The 20,724-nt window shown below is 63.7% G+C and carries 20 protein-coding genes; 10 read left to right on the forward strand and 10 right to left on the reverse strand.

Annotated elements, in window-relative coordinates; all coding sequences use genetic code 11:
* Positions 1-136 precede the first annotated feature (136 nt).
* The gene (gene groL / locus RSW2DRAFT_RS12225) at positions 137-1,777 is read right to left on the reverse strand and encodes a chaperonin GroEL (RefSeq protein WP_008031405.1); all 1,641 of its coding nucleotides are present in this window, start codon (positions 1,775-1,777) and stop codon (positions 137-139) included.
* A gap of 84 nt (positions 1,778-1,861) precedes the next feature.
* Positions 1,862-2,149 (reverse strand): co-chaperone GroES, encoded by a 288-nt coding sequence (locus RSW2DRAFT_RS12230; protein WP_008031406.1) that lies wholly within the window; start codon positions 2,147-2,149, stop codon positions 1,862-1,864.
* 180 nt (positions 2,150-2,329) lie between these two features.
* On the opposite strand from RSW2DRAFT_RS12230, the gene RSW2DRAFT_RS12235 reads away from it, so the two are divergent.
* The 8 genes from RSW2DRAFT_RS12235 (at position 2,330) to RSW2DRAFT_RS12270 (ending at position 9,416) form a co-directional block, all read left to right on the forward strand.
* Positions 2,330-3,319, forward strand: a complete 990-nt coding sequence (locus tag RSW2DRAFT_RS12235; RefSeq protein ID WP_008031408.1) for a TraB/GumN family protein — start codon at positions 2,330-2,332, stop codon at positions 3,317-3,319.
* Between the two features lie 108 nt (positions 3,320-3,427).
* The gene (locus RSW2DRAFT_RS12240; RefSeq protein ID WP_008031410.1) at positions 3,428-4,345 is read left to right on the forward strand and encodes a manganese-dependent inorganic pyrophosphatase; all 918 of its coding nucleotides are present in this window, start codon (positions 3,428-3,430) and stop codon (positions 4,343-4,345) included.
* A gap of 49 nt (positions 4,346-4,394) precedes the next feature.
* Positions 4,395-5,288 (forward strand): TIGR01459 family HAD-type hydrolase, encoded by an 894-nt coding sequence (locus RSW2DRAFT_RS12245; protein WP_008031412.1) that lies wholly within the window; start codon positions 4,395-4,397, stop codon positions 5,286-5,288.
* 118 nt (positions 5,289-5,406) lie between these two features.
* Entirely contained in the window at positions 5,407-5,850 is a 444-nt protein-coding gene (locus RSW2DRAFT_RS12250; protein ID WP_008031413.1) for a MaoC family dehydratase, read from the forward strand.
* Positions 5,851-5,877: 27 nt separating this feature from the next.
* A complete protein-coding gene (locus RSW2DRAFT_RS12255) occupies positions 5,878-6,801 on the forward strand; it encodes a bifunctional riboflavin kinase/FAD synthetase (RefSeq protein ID WP_008031416.1) in 924 nt (307 codons plus the stop codon).
* Between the two features lie 4 nt (positions 6,802-6,805).
* Positions 6,806-7,261 (forward strand): YcgN family cysteine cluster protein, encoded by a 456-nt coding sequence (locus tag RSW2DRAFT_RS12260; RefSeq protein WP_008031418.1) that lies wholly within the window; start codon positions 6,806-6,808, stop codon positions 7,259-7,261.
* On the forward strand, positions 7,261-8,304 hold the full coding sequence (locus RSW2DRAFT_RS12265; protein ID WP_008031419.1) for a threonine aldolase family protein: 1,044 nt from the start codon (positions 7,261-7,263) through the stop codon (positions 8,302-8,304). The genes RSW2DRAFT_RS12260 and RSW2DRAFT_RS12265 overlap by 1 nt, the downstream gene beginning before the upstream one ends.
* Positions 8,305-8,396: 92 nt before the next feature.
* The gene (locus tag RSW2DRAFT_RS12270; protein WP_008031421.1) at positions 8,397-9,416 is read left to right on the forward strand and encodes a ribose-phosphate pyrophosphokinase; all 1,020 of its coding nucleotides are present in this window, start codon (positions 8,397-8,399) and stop codon (positions 9,414-9,416) included.
* A gap of 4 nt (positions 9,417-9,420) precedes the next feature.
* Here the strand turns inward: RSW2DRAFT_RS12270 and RSW2DRAFT_RS12275 are convergent, their stop codons facing one another.
* The 7 genes from RSW2DRAFT_RS12275 to RSW2DRAFT_RS12305 all read right to left on the reverse strand — a co-directional run bounded on the left by RSW2DRAFT_RS12275 (position 9,421) and on the right by RSW2DRAFT_RS12305 (position 15,863).
* Positions 9,421-9,771, reverse strand: coding sequence for an H-type lectin domain-containing protein (locus RSW2DRAFT_RS12275; RefSeq protein WP_008031423.1), 351 nt, complete (start codon positions 9,769-9,771; stop codon positions 9,421-9,423).
* A 201-nt stretch (positions 9,772-9,972) separates the two neighbouring features.
* A complete protein-coding gene (locus RSW2DRAFT_RS12280; protein ID WP_008031424.1) occupies positions 9,973-10,371 on the reverse strand; it encodes a F0F1 ATP synthase subunit epsilon in 399 nt (132 codons plus the stop codon).
* Between the two features lie 9 nt (positions 10,372-10,380).
* The gene (atpD, locus tag RSW2DRAFT_RS12285; RefSeq protein ID WP_008031426.1) at positions 10,381-11,811 is read right to left on the reverse strand and encodes a F0F1 ATP synthase subunit beta; all 1,431 of its coding nucleotides are present in this window, start codon (positions 11,809-11,811) and stop codon (positions 10,381-10,383) included.
* Positions 11,812-11,831: 20 nt separating this feature from the next.
* Positions 11,832-12,701, reverse strand: a complete 870-nt coding sequence (locus tag RSW2DRAFT_RS12290; protein WP_008031428.1) for a F0F1 ATP synthase subunit gamma — start codon at positions 12,699-12,701, stop codon at positions 11,832-11,834.
* A gap of 23 nt (positions 12,702-12,724) precedes the next feature.
* Positions 12,725-14,263, reverse strand: a complete 1,539-nt coding sequence (gene atpA / locus RSW2DRAFT_RS12295) for a F0F1 ATP synthase subunit alpha (protein ID WP_008031429.1) — start codon at positions 14,261-14,263, stop codon at positions 12,725-12,727.
* The gene (locus tag RSW2DRAFT_RS12300; protein WP_008031431.1) at positions 14,264-14,824 is read right to left on the reverse strand and encodes a F0F1 ATP synthase subunit delta; all 561 of its coding nucleotides are present in this window, start codon (positions 14,822-14,824) and stop codon (positions 14,264-14,266) included. It abuts the gene before it with no gap.
* A 274-nt stretch (positions 14,825-15,098) separates the two neighbouring features.
* Positions 15,099-15,863, reverse strand: a complete 765-nt coding sequence (locus RSW2DRAFT_RS12305) for a class I SAM-dependent methyltransferase (protein ID WP_008031433.1) — start codon at positions 15,861-15,863, stop codon at positions 15,099-15,101.
* 62 nt (positions 15,864-15,925) lie between these two features.
* Here RSW2DRAFT_RS12305 and gloB point away from each other — a divergent pair, with 62 nt between their 5' ends.
* A complete protein-coding gene (gene gloB / locus RSW2DRAFT_RS12310) occupies positions 15,926-16,687 on the forward strand; it encodes a hydroxyacylglutathione hydrolase (protein ID WP_008031435.1) in 762 nt (253 codons plus the stop codon).
* 166 nt (positions 16,688-16,853) lie between these two features.
* A complete protein-coding gene (gene clpA, locus RSW2DRAFT_RS12315) occupies positions 16,854-19,172 on the forward strand; it encodes an ATP-dependent Clp protease ATP-binding subunit ClpA (protein ID WP_008031436.1) in 2,319 nt (772 codons plus the stop codon).
* A gap of 156 nt (positions 19,173-19,328) precedes the next feature.
* Here clpA and RSW2DRAFT_RS12320 read toward each other — a convergent pair whose 3' ends face one another.
* Positions 19,329-20,723, reverse strand: a complete 1,395-nt coding sequence (locus RSW2DRAFT_RS12320; protein WP_008031438.1) for a peptidoglycan -binding protein — start codon at positions 20,721-20,723, stop codon at positions 19,329-19,331.
* Position 20,724: the final 1 nt, after the last annotated feature.

Below are 20,724 nucleotides of genomic sequence, written 5' to 3' on the forward strand. Positions count from 1 at the left end.
TCAAATATCCCCGCCGGAGGCTCCTGCGGTCGGGCCAGGAGCCTCCGGCGGGGATATTTGGACAAAGGTGAAAGCCGCAAAATGAAAAAGGGCGCACCGCAGCACGCCCTTTCCCGATAATCGCCGGATCGGCAGATTACATCATGCCGTCCATGCCGCCCATGCCGCCCATGCCGCCGCCTGCGTTGCCTTTCGGCTCCGGCCGGTCAGCGATCATGGCTTCGGTGGTGATCAAGAGCGAGGCGACCGAGGCCGCATCTTCCAGCGCAATCCGCACGACCTTGGCCGGGTCGATCACGCCGAACTTGAACATGTCGCCATATTCTTCGGTCTGGGCGTTGAAGCCGAAGGTCTTGTCTTTCGACTCGCGGACCTTGCCGGCAACCACGGCACCGTCAACACCGGCGTTCTGCGCGATCTGGCGCAGCGGCGCTTCCAGCGCGCGGCGCACGATGGCGATACCGGCGTTCTGGTCGGCATTGGCACCGGTGACGCCGTCAAGCGAACCAGCCGCCTGCATCAGCGCCACGCCGCCGCCGACCACGATGCCTTCTTGCACGGCAGCACGAGTGGCGTTCAGCGCGTCATCGACGCGGTCCTTGCGCTCTTTCACTTCGATCTCGGTCATGCCGCCGACGCGGATCACCGCAACACCGCCAGCCAGTTTGGCCACGCGCTCTTGCAGCTTTTCCTTGTCATAGTCCGACGTGGTGTCTTCGATCTGCTGACGGATCTGCGCCACGCGCGCCTTGATCTCGGCCTTGTCGCCGTGACCATCGACGATGGTGGTGTTGTCCTTGGTGATGGTGACTTTCTTGGCACGGCCCAGCATGTCGATGCCGACATTTTCCAGCTTCATGCCCAGATCGTCCGAGATCACCTGACCGCCGGTCAGAATGGCCAGATCCTGCAGCATCGCCTTGCGACGGTCACCAAAGCCCGGTGCCTTGACGGCAGCGATCTTCAGCCCGCCGCGCAGCTTGTTGACGACCAGCGTGGCCAGAGCCTCGCCTTCCACGTCTTCCGAGATGATCAGCAGCGGTTTTTGCGACTGGATCACGGCTTCCAGCAACGGCACCATCGGCTGCAGCGACGACAGTTTCTTTTCGTGCAGCAGGATCAGCACGTCTTCCAGATCGGCCACCATCTTGTCGGGGTTGGTGACGAAATAGGGCGACAGGTAACCGCGGTCGAACTGCATGCCTTCGACGACTTCGGTCTCGGTTTCCAGACCCTTGTTTTCTTCGACGGTGATCACACCCTCGTTGCCGACCTTCTGCATCGCTTCCGCGATCTGACGGCCGATTTCAACTTCGCCGTTGGCCGAGATGGTGCCGACTTGCGCCACTTCGGCGCTGTCGGAAACCGGACGCGAGGCGGCCTTGATCGCCGCGACGACCTTGGCGGTGGCCAGATCAATGCCGCGCTTCAGGTCCATCGGGTTCATGCCGGCGGCCACGGCTTTCAGGCCGTCCTTGATGATGGCTTGCGCCAGCACGGTGGCGGTGGTGGTGCCGTCGCCGGCCTCATCATTGGTGCGGGAAGCGACTTCCTTCACCATCTGCGCGCCCATGTTCTCGAACTTGTCGGCCAGTTCGATTTCCTTGGCAACGGTCACGCCGTCCTTGGTGATGCGCGGTGCGCCGAAGGATTTCTCGATCACCACATTGCGGCCTTTCGGGCCCAGGGTCACCTTCACGGCATCGGCGAGGATGTTCACGCCGCGCAGCATGCGGTCGCGGGCATCGGTATCGAATTTGACGTCCTTAGCAGCCATTGTTCAGCTCCAGTTTGTCTTGATTTCGGTTGTTGGCGACTTCACAGGCGGGCGCTCAGCTTGTAGCGAACGCCCGAAGTGACCTCACTCGACAATTGCGATGATTTCGGCATCTTTGATGCAAAGCAGCTCTTCGCCGCCATACGGAATTTCCGTTCCGCCCCATTTTGCGAAGAGCACGCGGTCTCCGACTTTGACGCTCATCGGCAGGCGGGAGCCAGTCGAATTGAAACCACCGGGTCCAACAGCGACAACTTCGCCTTCGATGGGTTTTTCCTTGGCGGTATCGGGGATGATCAGCCCGCCCTTGGTTTTTTCTTCGCCTTCGATACGGCGGACCAATACGCGGTCATGCAGCGGTGTGAATGCCATCTGTGAACACTCCCTAGGTTCCAGGTTGAATTTGATTGGCACTCACCACAGGCGAGTGCCAACGACGGGTAGATAGGCACCGATGCGTCGGCTGTCAACCGCCAAGCGCGGCGCATTTTTCTTGGTTGCGTCGCAATGCCATGGCAGTTTGCGCCACCCGCCCCGCCGAAAAGGTTGCCCATGCGTCGTCTGTTTGCCAGTCTCGCCACCGCCCTGCTGCTTGCCAGCCCCGGCCTTGCGCAATGCGTGGGGCAGAACCTGCTGACCGGGCTTGATCCGTCGCTGCAGGGGCAGGTGGATGCGGCGCTGGCCAGCCAGCCCCATGCCACCGGCAATTTCTGGCGCGCCACCCGTGGCGATCAGGTGCTGCATCTGATCGGCACCTATCATCTGGACGATCCGCGCCACGCTGCCACCATGGACCGGCTGACGCCGCTGATTGCCACCGCCAAAACCGTGCTGCTGGAGGCCGGGCCGGACGAGGAAAAGGCGCTGAAACAGGCGATGGCGCAGGACCCATCGGTGATGTTCCTGACCGAAGGCCCCAGCCTGATGCAACAGTTGCAGCCCGCCGAATGGCAGGCGCTTTCGGGGGCGATGCTGGCGCGGGGCATCCCTTCGTTCATGGCGGCGAAATTGCAGCCCTGGTATGCCTCGATGCTGCTGGGGGTGCCGCCCTGTGCGATGTCGCAGATGCAAAACGCCAATGGGCTGGACAAGCGGGTGATGGCCGCCGCCAAAGAGGCAGGTGTGCCGCTGCGGGCGATGGAACCCTATGACACCGTGCTGGGCCTGTTCGCCGGCCTGACGGAGGACGAAAAGCTGGCGATGATCCGCGCCGCCTTGCCGCTGGAAGCGCAGGCCGCTGATTATTCGGTGACGCTTGCCGACAGCTATTTCGCCGGTGACAGCCGCCGGATGTGGGAGCTGATGCGGCTGCAAACCCGCACCGCCCCCGGCTATACGCCCGAACGCGCCGATGCCGAATATGCCAAGATGGAAGAGGTGCTGATGGCCGCCCGAAACCGCGCCTGGCTGCCGGTGATCGAGGATGCCCTGACCGCTGGCCCCGCCGTCGCCGCCTTTGGCGCGCTGCATCTTTCCGGCCAGGACGGCGTGCTGGCGCTGCTGGAGCGCGCCGGGTTCACGCTGGAACAATTGCCGCTGTAGCCCCGTCGCCGCAATGCAGCATTTTTGGCTTCCGTCCGGCGCGCAGGCGTGACAATCGCTCGCAGCTTGCCTATAAGGCGGCAACTTCAGCCACCGAACGGACGCCAAATGATCAAGGTTTTCGGCCACAAGGCCCCCGACACCGATGCCACCTTCTCGCCCATCATCTGGGCCTGGTATCTGACCAACATCCGCAACACCCCCGCCGAGCCGCGCCTGCTGGGCGAGCCGAACACCGAGGCGGCGTTCCTTTTGAAACACTGGGGTTTCGCCAAACCGGCGCATCTGGTGGATGTGGATGCCAACGACACCGTGGCGATCCTTGACACCAACAACCCCGCCGAACTGCCCGCGCATATCAACGACGCCAACATCCTGTCGATCATCGACCATCACCTGCTGGTCGGTGGCATCAAGACCCGCTCGCCGATCGAGATCACCATCCGGCCGCTGGCCTGCACCGCCACCCTTCTGCACGACCTGATTGGCGCCGATCTGGCCAAGGCCCCGCGCGAGATCAAGGGTGCGATGCTGTCCTGCATCCTGTCGGACACGCTGCAATTCCGCAGCCCCACCACCACCCCGCATGACCGTGCTGTGGCCGAAAAGCTGGCCGCCGAACTGGCCATCGACATCCCGGCCTTCGCCGCCGAGTTGTTTGCCGCCAAGTCCGATGTCTCGGCCTTTTCGGATGCCGAACTCTTGCGGATGGACAGCAAGGAATACGAGGTTGCGGGCAAGCAGTTGCGGGTTTCGGTGCTGGAAACCACCGCGCCCAAGGTGGTGCTGGACCGCAAGGCCAGCATGATGGCCAGCATGCCCGGCGTTGCCGCCGAGGATGGCGCCGATCAGGTGCTGCTGTTCGTGGTCGATATCCTGCGCGAAGAAGCCACGCTCTTGGTGCCGAATGCGCTGGTGAAACAGATGGCCGAAGCCTCGTTCGGCTGCACCGTCACCGGCGATACCGTGGTGCTGCCCGGCATCATGTCGCGCAAGAAGCAGATCATTCCGGCTCTGAAACTCTGATCCGCGGGCCGGGTGGCCCTGCTGCCCGGCCTGCCACGAAAGGCCCCAAATGACCCAGATCATCGCCCGCTTGTCCGAGGTTTCCGGCAAATACCGCGCGGTGTTCTGCGATCTGTGGGGCTGCCTGCACAATGGCCAGACCGCCTTTCCCGAAGCGGTCGCGGCCTTGCAAGCCTTCCGCCGCACGGGTGGCGCTGTGCTGCTGCTGACCAATGCGCCGCGGCCAAAGCCCAGCGTTGTCAGACAGTTGCAGCAGATCGGCGTGCCGGATGATTGCTATGACGAGGTGGTATCCTCGGGCGATGCCGCGCAATACGCGCTGATCACCGGGGCGGTGGGCCGCCGCGTTTTTCACATCGGCGCCGAGAAGGATCTGCCGTTCTTCACCGATTTTGCCGACGATCTGCAGGAAACCCTCGCCGCACAGCCGCCGATCCAGCGGGTGCCGCTGGCCAAGGCCGAGGGCATCGTCTGCACCGGCCTGTTCGACGACCTGACAGAGACCCCCGAGGACTACCGCGCCACCCTGCTTTACGCCAAGACCCGCGGGCTGAAACTCCTCTGCGCCAACCCGGATATTGTGGTCGATATGGGCGACAAGCGGCTATTTTGTGCCGGCGCCATCGCCCAGGCCTATGACCAGATCGGCGGCAGCAGCTTTTATTTCGGCAAACCGCACCCGCCGATCTACGATCTGGCCCGGCGCAGGCTGGCAATGCTGCGCCCGGAGGTCTCGGACGCTGCAATCCTGTGTATCGGCGACGGCATCGGCACCGATGTGCAGGGCGGTATGGCCGAGGGGATGGACACGCTGTTCATCACCGGTGGCCTTGCGGCAGACCAGTTCGGTGCCGATTCTGCCAACCCTGACAAGGGCTTGCTGGACAAATGGCTGGCGGCGCAGCAGATGGACCCGACCCACGCGATGGGCCACCTGCGCTGAAATCCCGCAATATTATTGCGCGAAATGCCACATCTGCGGTTATTTATTACCAAATAGATTGCGCTGCACCGCAGCATAAGCTATGCTGCAAGGCAACATCATTAACGGGATTCGCAGGATGCTCGACAATATGCCCCGCGGCACGATCTGCATCGAAGACCTTGAGATCGGCATGACCCGCAGCCTGCGGAAGCTGATCACCGACCGCGACATCGAACTGTTTGCCGAGGTTTCGACCGACCGCAACCCGGTGCATCTGGACGACGATTACGCCCGCGACACCATCTTCGAGGGCCGCATCGCCCATGGCATGCTGACCGCCGGGCTGATTTCGGCGGTGATCGGTGAACAACTGCCCGGCCATGGCACGGTTTATCTGGGCCAGAGCCTGAAATTCATGGCCCCCGTGCGCCCCGGCGATACCGTGCATGCCGAGGTGAAAGTGACCGCCATCGACCACGCCCGTCGCCGGGTGACCCTTGAAACCCACTGCGCAGTCGGTAATACCGTGGTTTTGAAGGGCGAGGCGCTGGTTCTGGCGCCCAGCCGCAAATTCGACTGACGGGCCGGCCCCGTCCACCGGGGTAAGATGCGGATACACCAGCATTGGCAAGGGCTTGCGCAGGCCGACCGCGGCGCCTCGGTTGCCATGGGCAACTTTGACGGCGTGCACCTGGGCCATCGGTCGGTGATTGATCTGGCGCGTGGTGCAGCACCCTTGGGCATCGTGACCTTCGAGCCGCATCCGCGCGAGTTTTTTGCCCCCGACGCCCCGGCCTTCCGGCTGATGAACGCCGAGGCCCGTGCCAACCGGCTGGCCAAATTGGGGGTGCAGCAGCTTTACCAACTGCCGTTCGATGCGGTGATGGCCGCGTTCACACCCGAAGGTTTCGCCCATGACGTGCTGGCGCAGGGACTGGGGGTCAGCCATGTGGTGGTGGGCCGCGATTTCTGCTTTGGCAAGGGCCGCGCAGGCACTGCCGCCGACCTGCAAGCCCATGGCGACAAACACGGTTTTTCCGTGACCATCGCCGATCTGATCACGCTGGACGGGGCCGAAGTGTCCTCCTCGGCCATCCGCGCCGCGCTGTCCGAAGGCCGCCCGCGCGACGCCGCTGCCATGCTGGGCCACTGGCACCGCATCGACGGCGAGGTGATCCACGGCGCCAAACGTGGCCGCGAGCTGGGTTTTCCCACCGCCAACATGTCGGTCAACGGGTTGCACCTGCCGCGCATCGGCGTCTATGCCGTCAAGGTCGATGTGCTGACAGGGCCGCTGGCGGGCAGCTACAATGGCGCCGCAAGCCTTGGGGTGCGGCCGATGTTTGGCGAGAACCAGCCGAATCTCGAAACCTATCTGTTCGATTTCGATGGCGATATCTACGGACAGCACCTGTCGGTCGCGTTTGTCGATTACCTGCGCCCGGAGATGAAGTTCGACGGCCTGCCTGCCCTTATCACCCAGATGACCGCCGATTGCCACCGCGCCCGCGCCATTCTGGCGGATGTCTAGGTCGATGACAGACGCCCTGCGCCCCCGGTTCTGGGAAACCGTCCCGCTGACGGAAATGACCCCTGCCGAATGGGAGGCGCTGTGCGATGGCTGCGGCAAGTGCTGCCTGAACAAGATCGAGTTCGAGGACAACGGCGAGGTGGCCTTCACCCGCGTCGCCTGCCGGTTGCTGGACGGCGACACCTGCCGTTGCACCAATTACGCCAACCGCCGCCAGTTCGTGCCGGAATGTGTGCAGATCAGCCCGAAAACCCTGCCGAAAATCGCCTACTGGATGCCGCGGACCTGCGCGTACCGGCTGCTGTTTCAGGGTAGAAAGCTTTACAAATGGCACCCGTTGGTCTCGGGCGATCCGCAGTCGGTGCATGATGCCGGGGCCTCGGTGCAGGGCTGGACGGTTTCGGAAACCGAGGTGCCCGAGGCGGATTGGGAAGATTATATCATCGAGGAGCGGCCCTGATGTTCTTTGCCTCTGACAATGCCTCTGCAGTGCCCGCACCGGTGATGGCGGCGCTGCTGGCGGCAAATGACGGTTTTGCAATGCCTTACGGCAAGGATTTGCGCATGGACGACCTGCGCGGCCAGATCCGCGCGCTGTTCGAGTCCCCCGAGGCCGCGGTCTATCTGGTGGCCACCGGCACGGCGGCAAATGCGCTGGCACTGGCCAGCCATTGCCCGCCCTGGGGTGCGGTGTTCTGCCACCGCCATGCCCACATTCAGGAAGACGAGTGCGGCGCGCCAGAATTTTTCACCAACGGCGCCAAACTGGCGCTGGTCGAGGGCGCGCATGGCAAGATGACGCCGGAAACCCTGGCCCCGGTGCTGGAGCGCACGGGGGCGGGCGGCGTGCACGGGGTACAGCGCGGCATGCTGTCGATCACCAATGTGACCGAGGCGGGCACGGTCTATTTCCCCGCCGAAGTGGCGGCGCTGACCGCCCTGGCCCGCGCCCACGGCCTGCCCTGCCACATGGACGGCGCGCGGTTTGCCAATGCGCTGGTGGCCTCGGGTGCCAGCCCGGCCGAGATGACCTGGCGCGCCGGGATCGACGTGCTGTCGCTGGGTGGCACCAAGAACGGGCTGCTGGGGGTCGAGGCCGTGGTGATCTTTGATCCCGCCCGCGCCTGGGAATTTGAGTTGCGGCGCAAGCGTGGCGGGCATCTGGTCTCGAAAGGCCGCTATCTGGCGGCGCAGATGCAGGCCTATCTGGACGGCGGCCTTTGGCTGACACTGGCAGCCCAAGCCAACGCCGCGGCCGCCCGGCTGGCCGCGGGTATTCTGGCACAACCGGGGGCGGCGCTGCTGCATCCCGTTGATGCCAATATCATTTTCGCGCAATGGCCCGCCGGTGGCCATGCCGCCCTGCAACAGGCGGGTGCGGTCTATTACCCGATGCCTGCCGCAGAGGGCATGGAGGCCGCACGGCTGGTCACCTCCTGGTCCACCACAACCGCCGACGTGGACGGCTTTCTGGCGGCCCTTGCGGGCGCTTTGCCGGGCTGAACGCCGTTTCGGCGGTTTGCAAGACCCCGGCCCGGGTGGTAAGCCGTGGCCAACCCTCGAATCCGTCCCCCGGACCCTGCAAGGAACCCATCATGGCCGCCATCACCGAGCCGAAACTGATTTCCGGCAACGCCAACCTGACGCTGGCCAAATCCATCGCCCGGCGGATGTCGATGCATCGGGGGATGTCGGTCAATCTGGTGGATGCGCGGGTCGAACGCTTCAACGATCAGGAGATTTTCGTCGAGGTTTACGAGAACGTCCGCGGCGAGGACATGTATATCATCCAGCCGACCTCGAACCCGGCCAACGACAACCTGATGGAGCTTTTGATCATCGCAGACGCGCTGCGCCGGTCTTCGGCCGACCGTATCACGGCGGTGATTCCCTACTTCGGCTATGCCCGCCAGGACCGCCGCGCCAAGGCCCGCACGCCGATCTCGGCCAAGCTGGTGGCCAACCTGATCACCGAGGCGGGCATCGACCGGGTGCTGACGCTGGACCTGCATGCCGCGCAGATTCAGGGGTTTTTCGACATTCCGGTGGACAACCTTTACGCCAGCCCGATCTTCGCGCTGGATATCGAGCATCACTTCAAGGGCGCCAAGGATGATCTGATGATCGTCTCTCCGGATGTCGGCGGCGTGGCGCGAGCGCGCGAGCTGGCCAAACGGATCGTCGCGCCGCTGGCCATCGTCGACAAACGCCGTGAGAAGGCGGGCGAGATTTCGGAAATGACGGTGATCGGCAATGTGGCGGGCAAGAAGTGCATCATGGTCGATGACATGTGCGACACGGCGGGAACCCTGAGCAAGGCTGCCGAAGTGCTGATGGAAAGCGGCGCCACCGAGGTGCATGCCTATACCACGCATGGGGTGATGTCGGGTTCGGCGGTGGAGCGGATCACCAATTCAGTGATGAAAAGCGTGGTGATCACCGATTCGATCGAGCCGACCGAGGCGGTGAAATCCTGCCCGAAGATCCGCATCGTGCCGACAGCACCGATCTTTGCCCAGGCCATTCTGAACATCTGGAACGGCACTTCGGTGTCGTCGCTGTTCGAGACCAACACCCTGGTGCCGATCTACGAAGGCATGTATCAGAACCGCTGAGCCGTCAGTAAAGCTGCCAGTCTTCCTCGTCGCGCAGCGCGCCGATCGCGGTCCAGTCGGCACGGATGCGGGCGACGCGGGTATCGCCCCAGGTGCGGAACACCAGATGAAAGCCCTTGAGGGTAATGTGTTCGGCGGAAATATCGGCGCGCGAGTTGGTCTTCTGGTCAAGATCCCACATCGAGATCGCCACCATCACCGCCGGGATATCGGCAAACTCGGCCTTGAACGACACCACGTGCCGACTTTCGCGCGGCCCCTGCCCGGTCCACATCACGCCACCATCGGCGAAATCGGAAAACATCACCCGGCTACCCTGGACGATGCCGACATTGCCGGTGGAAATGCGCTTCATGCAACAAGCCTCGGTCTGCGGGTCACGGTGGTCATTCTGGCATCACCCGGCGCGAGCCTTGCCAGATCAACAGGTTAGTGCAAGTCCATTGACACGGTAATCATTTGAATTTTCGTTAACTTTGCCGAAGAATGGACGGCTGACAAGGAAAAAGGCCCCGGGGTGACCGGGGCCCTTGTCACTTCTTCGCGCAAAACGGGCTTAGTGCCCGGTCGCCGTGCGCAGCACCATGAAGTCGTTGACCAGCTTTTCCGCCGAATCACGGTTGGCGGCCACGGCACTGGAGGCCGCAGCACGGGCTTCGGCAATCAGCTCGTCCAGCATCGCCGTGGTCACTTCGTCCACCGGCACGGCGCGTTCGGCCAGAACCGACACACCGCTGGCCGAGATTTCGGCAAAGCCGCCGGTCACGGCATAGGTCTTGGTGCCCTCGGCGCTGATCGCCTTCAGGATGCCGGGGCGCAGGGTGGTGATGGTGGGGGCATGCCCCTCCATCGCCGTCAGATCACCGTCGGCCCCCGGAATCTGCACCTCGGTCGCCTGAACCGAGGCAAGCCTGCGTTCAGGGCTGACGAGGTCGAATTGCAGCGTGTTGGCCATGATGCCCCCTTAAGCCGCAGCCGCAGCCAGACGCTGGGCTTTCTCGATCACTTCCTGGATGCCGCCGACCATGTAGAAGGCCGCTTCCGGCAGATGGTCGTATTCGCCGGCAACCACCGCCTTGAACGACTTGATGGTTTCTTCCAGCGGCACCTGTTTGCCATCGGAACCGGTGAACACCTTGGCCACGTCGAACGGCTGGCTCAGGAAACGCTGGATCTTGCGGGCGCGCGACACGGTCAGCTTGTCGTCTTCCGACAACTCGTCCATCCCCAGAATGGCGATGATGTCCTGCAGCGACTTGTAGCGTTGCAGCACACCCTGCACCGCACGGGCGGTTTCGTAGTGTTCCACCCCGACCACAACCGGGTCAAGGATGCGCGAGGTGCTGTCCAGCGGGTCCACGGCCGGGTAGATGCCGAGTTCCGAGATCGCACGGCTGAGAACCGTGGTGGCATCGAGGTGGGCAAACGAGGTGGCCGGTGCCGGGTCGGTAAGGTCGTCGGCCGGAACGTAGATCGCCTGCACCGAGGTGATGGAACCGGCTTTGGTCGAGGTGATGCGTTCCTGCAGTGCGCCCATGTCGGTGGCCAGCGTCGGCTGATATCCCACGGCGGAGGGGATACGCCCCAGCAGCGCCGACACTTCGGAACCGGCTTGGGTAAAGCGGAAGATGTTGTCCACGAAGAACAAAACGTCGGTGCCCGACTGGTCGCGGAACTGTTCGGCCAGCGTCAGGCCCGACAGCGCCACCCGCAGACGCGCGCCCGGCGGTTCGTTCATCTGGCCATAAACCAGCGCCACTTTCGATTCCGCCAGGTTGTCGATGTTGATAACCCCGGATTCGATCATCTCGTGGTAAAGGTCGTTGCCCTCACGGGTGCGCTCGCCCACACCGGCGAACACCGAATAGCCCGAGTGCACCTTGGCGATGTTGTTGATCAGTTCCATGATCAGCACGGTCTTGCCCACACCGGCGCCGCCGAACAGGCCGATCTTGCCGCCCTTGGAATAGGGCGCCAGCAGGTCGATCACCTTGATGCCGGTGACGAGGATCAGCGATTCCGTCGCCTGCTCCGAGAACGCCGGAGCGGGCTGGTGGATGGCGCGGTATTCCGTGGCGTTGACCGGACCCTTTTCGTCCACCGGCTCGCCGATGACGTTCAGGATGCGGCCCAGCGTGGCATCGCCCACCGGCACCGAGATCGGAGCACCTGTATCGGCCACCGGCTCGCCGCGCACCAGGCCTTCGGTCGCATCCATGGCGATGGTGCGCACGGTGCTTTCGCCCAGGTGCTGCGCCACTTCCAGGATCAGCCGCTTGCCGTTGTTGTGGGTTTCCAGTGCGTTCAGGATGGCCGGAAGGTCACCCTCGAACTGCACGTCCACCACAGCGCCGATCACCTGGGTGATCTTGCCGGTTGCTTTCGCTATTGCCATGTCGTTGTTCTCCGTGCGGGTCAGAGCGCCTCGGCGCCCGAGATGATTTCGATAAGCTCTTTGGTGATCGCGGCTTGCCGGCTGCGGTTGTACTGGATGGTCAGACGGTTGATCATGTCGCCGGCATTGCGGGTGGCGTTGTCCATGGCGGACATCCGCGCGCCCTGTTCCGAAGCCGCGTTTTCCAACAGCGCGGTGAAAATCTGGGTGGCCACGGCCCGCGGCAGCAGGTCGGCCAGAATTTCTTCTTCCGAGGGTTCGTAGTCGTAAACGGTGCTGGCCTGCGCCGCCCCTTCGAACACCGCCGGGATGATCTGCTGTGCCGTCGGCACCTGGCTGATCACCGACTGGAAGCGGTTGAAGAACAGCGTCGCCACATCGTATTCGCCCGCCTCGAACCGCGACAGCACGTCCTTGGCGATGGCCAGCGCGTTGACGTAGCCCACGCGCTTGACCTCGGTCAGATCGACATGGCCGATGAACAGATGGCCGAAATCCCGGCGCAACTGTTCGCGACCCTTCTTGCCGACCGTCAGGATCTTGACGGTCTTGCCCGCGGCCAGCAACTCGTGCGCCTTGGCACGCGCCAGACGCACGATGGTCGAGTTGAAACCACCGCACAGCCCGCGTTCGGCGGTCATCACCACCATCAGATGCACCTTGTCGGTGCCGGTCCCGGCCAACAGCCGCGGCGCCCCTTCGGATTTGCCGACCGAAGCCGCCAGACCCGCCATCACACCCGTCATCCGCTCGGCATAGGGCCGGGCGGCCACGGCGGCATCCTGGGCGCGGCGCAACTTCGCCGCCGCGACCATCTGCATCGCCTTGGTGATCTTCCGCGTGTTCTTCACGCTTCCGATCCGGTTTTTCAGATCCTTGAGGCTCGGCATCTACCTACTCCTGTGCCGCGCCCTCAGGCGAAGTCTTTCGCGAACGCGTCAAGCTGGGCCCGAACCGCCTTGTCAAGATCACCGGCAACCTTGCGGTCGTTCTTGGTGATGTCTTCCAGCAGCGCCTTGCCGTTGGTGCGCAGATGCTTCAGCAGACCTTCCTCGAACCGGCCCACATCCTTGACGGCGATCTTGTCCAGATAGCCCTTGGTGCCGGCGAAGATCACGCAGACGATCTCGGCGTTCGACAGCGGCGCGTATTGCGGCTGCTTCATCAGCTCGGTCAGGCGGGCGCCACGGTTCAAGAGCGCCTGGGTCGAGGCGTCAAGGTCGGAGCCGAACTGCGCGAACGCCGCCATTTCGCGGTATTGCGCCAGTTCCAGCTTCACCGGGCCGGCCACCGATTTCATGGCGTTGGTTTGGGCGCTGGAACCCACGCGCGACACCGACAGACCGGTGTTCACGGCCGGGCGGATGCCCTGGTAGAACAGTTCGGTTTCCAGGAAGATCTGGCCATCGGTGATCGAGATCACGTTGGTCGGAATGAACGCCGACACGTCGCCGCCCTGGGTTTCGATGATCGGCAAAGCGGTCAGCGAGCCGGAACCGTTGTCCTTGTTCAGCTTGGCCGAACGCTCCAGCAGGCGCGAGTGCAGGTAGAACACGTCGCCCGGATAGGCTTCGCGGCCCGGCGGGCGGCGCAGCAGCAACGACATCTGCCGGTAGGCCACGGCCTGCTTGGAAAGATCGTCATAGATGATCAGCGCATGGCGGCCGTTGTCGCGGAAGAACTCGGCAATCGCGGTGGCGGCATAGGGCGCCAGGAACTGCATCGGCGCCGGGTCCGAGGCGGTGGCGGCCACGACGATGGTATAATCGATGGCGCCGGTGGCTTCGAGCTTTTTCACCAGCTGCGCCACGGTCGAGCGTTTCTGGCCGATGGCGACATAGATGCAGTAAAGCTTCTTGGATTCGTCCGAACCGGCAGCCTCGTTGTAGGACTTCTGGTTCAGGATGGTGTCCAGCGCGATGGCGGTCTTGCCGGTCTGGCGGTCACCAATGATCAGCTCGCGCTGGCCACGGCCGATCGGGATCATCGCGTCCACCGATTTCAGGCCGGTGGCCATCGGCTCGTGCACCGACTGGCGCGGGATGATGCCGGGGGCCTTCACGTCAGCGACGCGACGCTCGGTGGCGGCAATCGGGCCCTTGCCGTCGATCGGGTTGCCCAGACCATCGACCACGCGGCCCAGCAGCGCGTTGCCTGCAGGCACGTCCACGATGGACTTGGTGCGCTTGACGGTATCGCCTTCCTTGATCGAACGGTCGTCACCGAAGATCACGATGCCGACGTTATCGACTTCGAGGTTCAGCGCCATGCCGCGGATGCCGCCGGGGAATTCGACCATCTCGCCGGCCTGAACATTGTCCAGCCCGTGAACCCGGGCGATCCCGTCGCCGACGCTCAGCACGCGGCCCACTTCGGCAACTTCGGCATCCTTGCCGAAATTCTTGATCTGCTCTTTGAGGATCGCAGAGATCTCAGCAGCTTGGATACCCATTTATCCGACCTCTTTCATTGAATTCTGGAGGGCCGCGAGCTTGGCCTTGATCGAGGTGTCGATCATGGTCGAGCCCAGCTTGACGACAAGGCCACCGATGAGGGATTCATCGACAGCGGTTTTCAGTTTCACATCCTTGCCCACACGCGCTTTCAGCGATGCGGAAAGTTTCTCGGCCTGTGCGGCGGTCAGCGCGGTGGCGGTGGTGACCTCGGCGGTCACTTCGCCCTTTTCGGCGGCGATCCGGGCGCGCACATCGGCAATCAGTTGCGGCAGCACGAACAGGCGGCGTTTCTGCGCCAGCAGCGCCAGCGTGTTGGCGGTCAGCGCCGACACGCCCATCTTGGCGGCAATCGCGGCAATCGCCCGGCCCTGATCGTCGCGGCTGAGCAGCGGCGAGGCGATCAGACCGCGCAGGTCGGCACTTTCGGCAAGCGCTGCGGCCAGGGCGTCGATGTCACCCTCCAATGCCACCAGAGCTTTTTCTTCCCGTGCAAGGTCGAAAACGGCGGTCGCATAGCGCGCGGCGATGCCGGAGGAGATCGAAGCTGGTTCGGACACGTCAACCCTTCCGATGCTTGGCCTTCGCCGCCGAAGAAGATGGCACGAAGGCATCCAATGGCGCATACTTGGTGGCATGCGTCTAAAACTTGGGTGCGATGTAGCAGAGCCGATTGCACCCCGCAACCTGTTACCTGCCGATTTTCCGCCGCTTTCGGGCATCAATTTCCGGGCGGTTTTGCGCTGTTTGCGCTAGCACGGGGCTGCGACGTCCCGACATCTTGGCGTGCCCGAAAAATAGGCACTGTCAGCACGGCGATTCAGCCGGATCGGCCTAGAATCGGGTGCGCAAGCCCGGCACTGGCTGGCCGACGCCCTGCCCGACGCCCTCCAGCACTTTCAGCGGCCGCCGCACCATGGCCCCCAGACCGCGCATCGGCGCCGGGATCTGCTTGCTGGCCTCGACCATCAGAACTCCCGCCGCCAGCCACGGCGCGAACTTCTGACCGGCATTTTCCCAGAACGCCGCGGTGCCCAGCCAGAACCGCCGTTCCGATGGCGGCGAATACAATGCCGACAGGTGGCGCTCCGGGGTGAAGCCATAATATTTCAGCTGCGACTCAAGCTGGCCCAGCGAATACGGATGACCAAAGCCGAACGGCGTGCCATCGGCGCGTGCCCACATGCCCGACCGGTTCGGCACCACGAACAGCGCCCGCCCGCCCGGCCCCAGCACGCGGTAGCTTTCCTCCAGCACAGCACCCGGGTTTTCCGAGGTTTCGAGCCCGTGCAGCAGCACCAGCCGATCGACCATGCCCGTGCTGATCGGCCAGCGGGTTTCCTCGCACAGCACCGAGACGTTTTCCATCCCGGCGGGCCAGGGCATCACCCCCTGCGGCCCCGGCATCAGCCCGATCACCCGCCGCGCCGCCTCCAGATACGGCCGCAGCAGGGGCACGGCAAACCCGAAGCCCGCCACGGTCTGGCCCTTGGCCTCCGGCCAGACCTCCAGCATCCGCTCGCGGATCGCGCGCTGCGCCACCCGGCCAAGCTGGGTGCGGTAGTAGAAATTGCGCAGATCCTGCACATCAAGATGCATTGCGGGCGGGCCTTGTCCGGGCGAAACTGGCGGCCAGAATACCGCATGTGGGGCAAAACACCATGACACTTCAACTGGTCACCATCCCCTGCCGCAAGGACAACTATGCCTTCCTGATCCACGATGCCGCGAGTGGCGAGACGGCCGTTGTCGATGTGCCCGATGCCACCCCGATCCTGGCCGAACTGGCCCGCCGCGGCTGGCAGTTGTCAGACATCCTGATCACCCACCACCACGGCGACCATATCGAAGGCGTGCAGGCCCTGCGCGCTGCCACCGGTGCCATGGTGATCGGCAACGCCGCCGACGCGCATCGGTTGCCACCGCTGGACCTTGCACTGTCGGACGGATTGACCTTCACCATCGGCGCCGAAGTTGGCCAGATGATCGAGGTGCCCGGCCACACCATCGGCCATGTCGCCTACCATTTCGCGGCATCCGGTCTGGCCTTCACCGGCGACACCTTGATGGCGATGGGCTGCGGTCGGCTGTTCGAAGGCTCGGCGCAGCAGATGTGGCAAAGTCTCAAGCGCCTTGCCGCCCTGCCGCCGGAAACCCTGATCTGTTCCGGCCATGAATACGCCGAAAGCAACGCCCGCTTCGCCCTGACCCTTGAACCGGCAACGCCCGCGCTTACATTGCGGCTTGGCCAGATTGCAGCGGCCCGCGCGCAAAACCTTCCCACCGTGCCCTCGACCCTTGCCGACGAACTTGCCACCAACCCGTTCCTGCGCGCGCCGCTGCTTGGGGCCGCCCTCGGCATGGCCGATGCAACCGACGCTGAAATCTTCGCCGCGATCCGCGCCCGCAAGGACAAATTCTGATCCCGACCCGGCTTTGGCATCACTTTTCGCGGCGGCACCGGAAGAAACGACAAATCGGCGGAAATAACACTTGAAGCGCGGCAAATAAAACCGAACTTTAACCACATGAGGCAAAGGTTGCGGCAAACCCACGCGCGCCGCCACCGCAGGACAGGAGCACCAGAACGTGCCGTCATTTTCGACCACACTCGAGCAAGCCATCCACGGCGCTCTGGCGCTTGCCAATGCCCGCCGTCACGAACTCGCAACGCTGGAGCATCTGCTGCTGGCGCTGATCGAAGAACCCGACGCCGCCCGCGTGATGAAGGCGTGCTCGGTCGATCTGGACGTGCTGAAAAAGACCTTGGTGGATTTCATCGACGATGATCTTTCGACCCTGGTGACCGATGTCGAAGGGTCCGAAGCGGTGCCGACGGCAGCGTTCCAGCGGGTGATCCAGCGTGCGGCGATCCATGTGCAATCCTCGGGGCGCACCGAAGTGACCGGCGCCAACGTGCTGGTGGCGATCTTTGCCGAACGCGAAAGCAATGCCGCCTATTTCCTGCAGGAACAGGACATGACGCGCTATGATGCGGTGAATTTCATCGCCCATGGCGTCGCCAAAGACCCCAGCTATGGCGAACCCCGGCCGGTTTCCGGTGCCGACGAGCATATGGAAACCCCCAAGGCCGAGGCGGGCGATGCCAAGGATTCGGCACTTTCCAAATATTGCGTCGATCTGAACGTCAAGGCGATCAAAGGGGATGTCGATCCGCTGATCGGCCGCGAGGCGGAAGTGGAACGCTGCATCCAGGTGCTGTGCCGCCGCCGCAAGAACAACCCGCTCTTGGTGGGCGACCCCGGCGTGGGCAAAACGGCGATTGCCGAAGGTCTGGCGCTGAAGATCACCCGCGGCGAGACGCCGGAAATTCTGGCTCACGCCACGATCTATTCGCTGGACATGGGGGCGCTGCTGGCCGGCACCCGCTATCGCGGCGATTTCGAGGAACGCCTGAAAGCCGTGGTCAAGGAGATGGAGGATCACCCCGACGCGATCCTGTTCATCGACGAGATCCATACCGTGATCGGCGCCGGTGCCACCTCGGGCGGGGCGATGGACGCCTCGAACCTGCTGAAACCGGCGTTGCAGGGCGGCAAGCTGCGCTGCATGGGCAGCACGACCTACAAGGAATTCCGCCAGCATTTCGACAAGGACCGCGCCCTGTCGCGCCGGTTCCAGAAGATCGACGTCAACGAGCCTTCGGTCGAAGACACCGTGAAGATCCTGATGGGGTTGAAGCCGTATTTCGAGGAACACCACGACCTGCGCTATACCCATGATGCGATCCGCACCGCGGTGGAACTTTCCGCCCGCTACATCCACGACCGCAAACTGCCCGACAAGGCGATCGACGTGATCGACGAGGCCGGGGCGGCGCAGCATCTGCTGGCCGATTCCAAACGCCGCAAGACCATCGGCCCGAAGGAGATCGAGGCCGTGGTGGCCAAGATCGCCCGCATCCCGCCGAAAAACGTCTCGAAGGACGACAGCGAAGTGCTGCGCGATCTGGAAAAATCGCTCAAGCGCGTGGTGTTCGGCCAGGACAAGGCCATCGAGGCGCTGGCCTCGGCGATCAAACTGGCCCGCGCCGGTCTGCGCGAACCGGAAAAGCCGATTGGCAACTATCTGTTCGCCGGGCCGACCGGTGTGGGCAAGACCGAAGTGGCCAAGCAACTGGCCAGCACGCTGGGCGTCGAACTTTTGCGTTTCGACATGTCGGAATACATGGAGAAACATGCGGTTTCCCGCCTGATCGGCGCGCCGCCCGGCTATGTCGGCTTTGATCAGGGCGGCATGCTGACCGATGGCGTTGACCAGCATCCGCATTGCGTGCTGCTGCTGGACGAGATGGAAAAGGCCCACCCGGATGTCTACAACATCCTGCTGCAGGTGATGGACCACGGCAAGCTGACCGACCACAATGGTCGCTCGGTCGATTTCCGCAACGTCGTGCTGATCATGACCTCGAACGCCGGGGCCGCGGACCTGGCGAAAGCCGCCATCGGATTTGGCCGCGACCGCCGTCAGGGCGACAATGTTGCCGCGATCGAGCGCACCTTCACGCCGGAATTCCGCAACCGGCTGGATGCGGTGATCAACTTCGCGCCGCTGGGCCGCGAGGTGATCCTGCAAGTGGTCGAGAAGTTCGTGATGCAGCTTGAAGCGCAACTGCTGGACCGTGGCGTGCATATCGAACTGAGCCCGGAAGCCGCAGCCTGGCTGGGCGAAAAGGGCTATGACGACAAGATGGGCGCGCGTCCCTTGGGCCGGGTGATCCAGGAACACATCAAGAAACCGCTGGCCGAGGAATTGTTGTTCGGCAAGCTGACCAAGGGCGGCGTGGTGCGGGTCGAGGTGGTAGATGATGCCATCGTGCTGAAGGTGGAAGAGCCGAAGAAACCGGCGCTGACCCGCTCGAAACCGCCGCTGCTGACCGCGGAATAAGTCGGCAATGATCGAAAAGAAGGCCCCTGCATCGGCGGGGGCCTTTTGCTTCAGGTCACGCCCCGCCCTATCCGCCAGAGCCAAGAATTTTCGAAAATTCTTGGCAAAATCCTTCCAAGGATTTTGTTCCGATTGTTCCGCAGCACGGGCCTGAAACTACCGCTCGGTCAGCTTCAACTCGATCCGCCGGTTCAGCGCCCGGGTTTCCGGCGCATCGCCCACTGCCACCGGCTGGTATTCGCCAAAGCCGGTCGCCGCCAGCCGTTCAGGCGAAAATCCGAGATTGTCCTGCATGTAGCGCACCACCGCCAACGCCCGCGCCTGGCTCAACTCCCAATTATCGGCAAACTCGCCTTGCCCCGACAGCGGCACATTGTCGGTGTGGCCATCCACCCGGATGATCCAGTCGATACCCGGCGGAATTTGTGCGGCAATCTCGTTCAGCGTCGCCACCACACCGGCAATCTGCGCCCGGCCCTCCGGTGCCAGATCGGCCGAGCCCGGATTGAACAACACTTCGCTGGAGAACACGAAACGGTCGCCGACGATCCGCACGCCCTGCCGCCCCGCCAGAACCTTGCTCAACTCGCCAAAGAATTCCGACCGGAACTTCGCCAGATCCTGCGCCTCGGCCCGCAGCCGTTCGGCCTCGGCGGCCTCCAGATCGGCGCGGCGGCGCTGTTCCGATGCCACCTGCGCCAGCGCCGAATTGAGCTGGCTGCCCAGCGCCTCGAGTTGCACCTTGGCCGCCACATCCTTGGCCGCGGCGGCATCCAGCATCCCCTGCAACTCGCCAAGCTGCGAACGCAGCGCCGCAATCTGCTGATTGAGCAAAGCCACCTGCCGCGCGCTTTCCGCCGACCGTTCGGTCTCGGTCGCCAGCGCCGCCCGCGCGGTCGCCAGCAAGGCCTCTTTGCCGCTGAGGATTTCTGCATCCTGCGCCGCTTTGGTTTCCGCCGCCGCAAGCAAGGTCAGCGTGTCCTCGGCCTTCTGGCGTTGCGCCTCCAGCGCCAGCGTCATGGCCGTCAGTTCGGCATCCGCGCCTTGCAGCTTTTCCCGCAACGCCGCCATCGCCGTCTGATCCGCCGCCCGCGCCGCCGCCAGTTCGGTCAACCGGGTCTGTGCCGCATCGCGTTCGGCCAACAGACCGGCCACCTGCGCCTCGAAATCCGTGATCCGTGCTGTTGCCGACGCCAACTCGCCCTCGCGCGTCGCAACCAGCCCGGCCAGCGTGGCAATCTGGCCTTCCTGCTGCACCCCCAGCGCCTGCGCCGCCGCAAGGTCCAGCCCCAGCCGCCCGACCTCGGCCTGCAAGGCATCGGCCCGCGCCGTCTCCAACCCCAAAGCGTCGGCCAGACCCGCCACCTGCGCGGTCAAAGAATCCAATTGCTTGTCCTGACTGGTGATGGTGTCGCGCAGCACCGATTGCACCACCAGCACGATGGTCAGCACGAACATCAGCACCATCAACAGTGCCGTCATCGCATCGACAAAGCCCGGCCACACCACGTCCGAGCCGCCGCGGTTGCTGTTGCGCCGCGACAGGCCCATG

Source organism: Rhodobacter ferrooxidans, from assembly GCF_000176015.1.
Lineage (GTDB): Bacteria > Pseudomonadota > Alphaproteobacteria > Rhodobacterales > Rhodobacteraceae > Pseudorhodobacter_B > Pseudorhodobacter_B ferrooxidans.

What these genes read in the sequence shown, in the direction of transcription:
- RSW2DRAFT_RS12280 (WP_008031424.1), bottom strand. Translation starts at nt 10,371, where the DNA reads ATGGCCAACACGCTGCAATTCGACCTCGTCAGCCCTGAACGCAGGCTT.
- groL (WP_008031405.1), bottom strand. Translation starts at nt 1,777, where the DNA reads ATGGCTGCTAAGGACGTCAAATTCGATACCGATGCCCGCGACCGCATG.
- RSW2DRAFT_RS12235 (WP_008031408.1), top strand. Translation starts at nt 2,330, where the DNA reads ATGCGTCGTCTGTTTGCCAGTCTCGCCACCGCCCTGCTGCTTGCCAGC.
- RSW2DRAFT_RS12270 (WP_008031421.1), top strand. Translation starts at nt 8,397, where the DNA reads ATGGCCGCCATCACCGAGCCGAAACTGATTTCCGGCAACGCCAACCTG.
- RSW2DRAFT_RS12255 (WP_008031416.1), top strand. Translation starts at nt 5,878, where the DNA reads ATGCGGATACACCAGCATTGGCAAGGGCTTGCGCAGGCCGACCGCGGC.
- atpD (WP_008031426.1), bottom strand. Translation starts at nt 11,811, where the DNA reads ATGGCAATAGCGAAAGCAACCGGCAAGATCACCCAGGTGATCGGCGCT.
- RSW2DRAFT_RS12305 (WP_008031433.1), bottom strand. Translation starts at nt 15,863, where the DNA reads ATGCATCTTGATGTGCAGGATCTGCGCAATTTCTACTACCGCACCCAG.
- RSW2DRAFT_RS12250 (WP_008031413.1), top strand. Translation starts at nt 5,407, where the DNA reads ATGCTCGACAATATGCCCCGCGGCACGATCTGCATCGAAGACCTTGAG.
- gloB (WP_008031435.1), top strand. Translation starts at nt 15,926, where the DNA reads ATGACACTTCAACTGGTCACCATCCCCTGCCGCAAGGACAACTATGCC.
- RSW2DRAFT_RS12265 (WP_008031419.1), top strand. Translation starts at nt 7,261, where the DNA reads ATGTTCTTTGCCTCTGACAATGCCTCTGCAGTGCCCGCACCGGTGATG.
- RSW2DRAFT_RS12260 (WP_008031418.1), top strand. Translation starts at nt 6,806, where the DNA reads ATGACAGACGCCCTGCGCCCCCGGTTCTGGGAAACCGTCCCGCTGACG.
- atpA (WP_008031429.1), bottom strand. Translation starts at nt 14,263, where the DNA reads ATGGGTATCCAAGCTGCTGAGATCTCTGCGATCCTCAAAGAGCAGATC.
- RSW2DRAFT_RS12290 (WP_008031428.1), bottom strand. Translation starts at nt 12,701, where the DNA reads ATGCCGAGCCTCAAGGATCTGAAAAACCGGATCGGAAGCGTGAAGAAC.
- RSW2DRAFT_RS12275 (WP_008031423.1), bottom strand. Translation starts at nt 9,771, where the DNA reads ATGAAGCGCATTTCCACCGGCAATGTCGGCATCGTCCAGGGTAGCCGG.
- RSW2DRAFT_RS12230 (WP_008031406.1), bottom strand. Translation starts at nt 2,149, where the DNA reads ATGGCATTCACACCGCTGCATGACCGCGTATTGGTCCGCCGTATCGAA.
- RSW2DRAFT_RS12240 (WP_008031410.1), top strand. Translation starts at nt 3,428, where the DNA reads ATGATCAAGGTTTTCGGCCACAAGGCCCCCGACACCGATGCCACCTTC.
- RSW2DRAFT_RS12320 (WP_008031438.1), bottom strand. Translation starts at nt 20,723, where the DNA reads ATGGGCCTGTCGCGGCGCAACAGCAACCGCGGCGGCTCGGACGTGGTG.
- RSW2DRAFT_RS12245 (WP_008031412.1), top strand. Translation starts at nt 4,395, where the DNA reads ATGACCCAGATCATCGCCCGCTTGTCCGAGGTTTCCGGCAAATACCGC.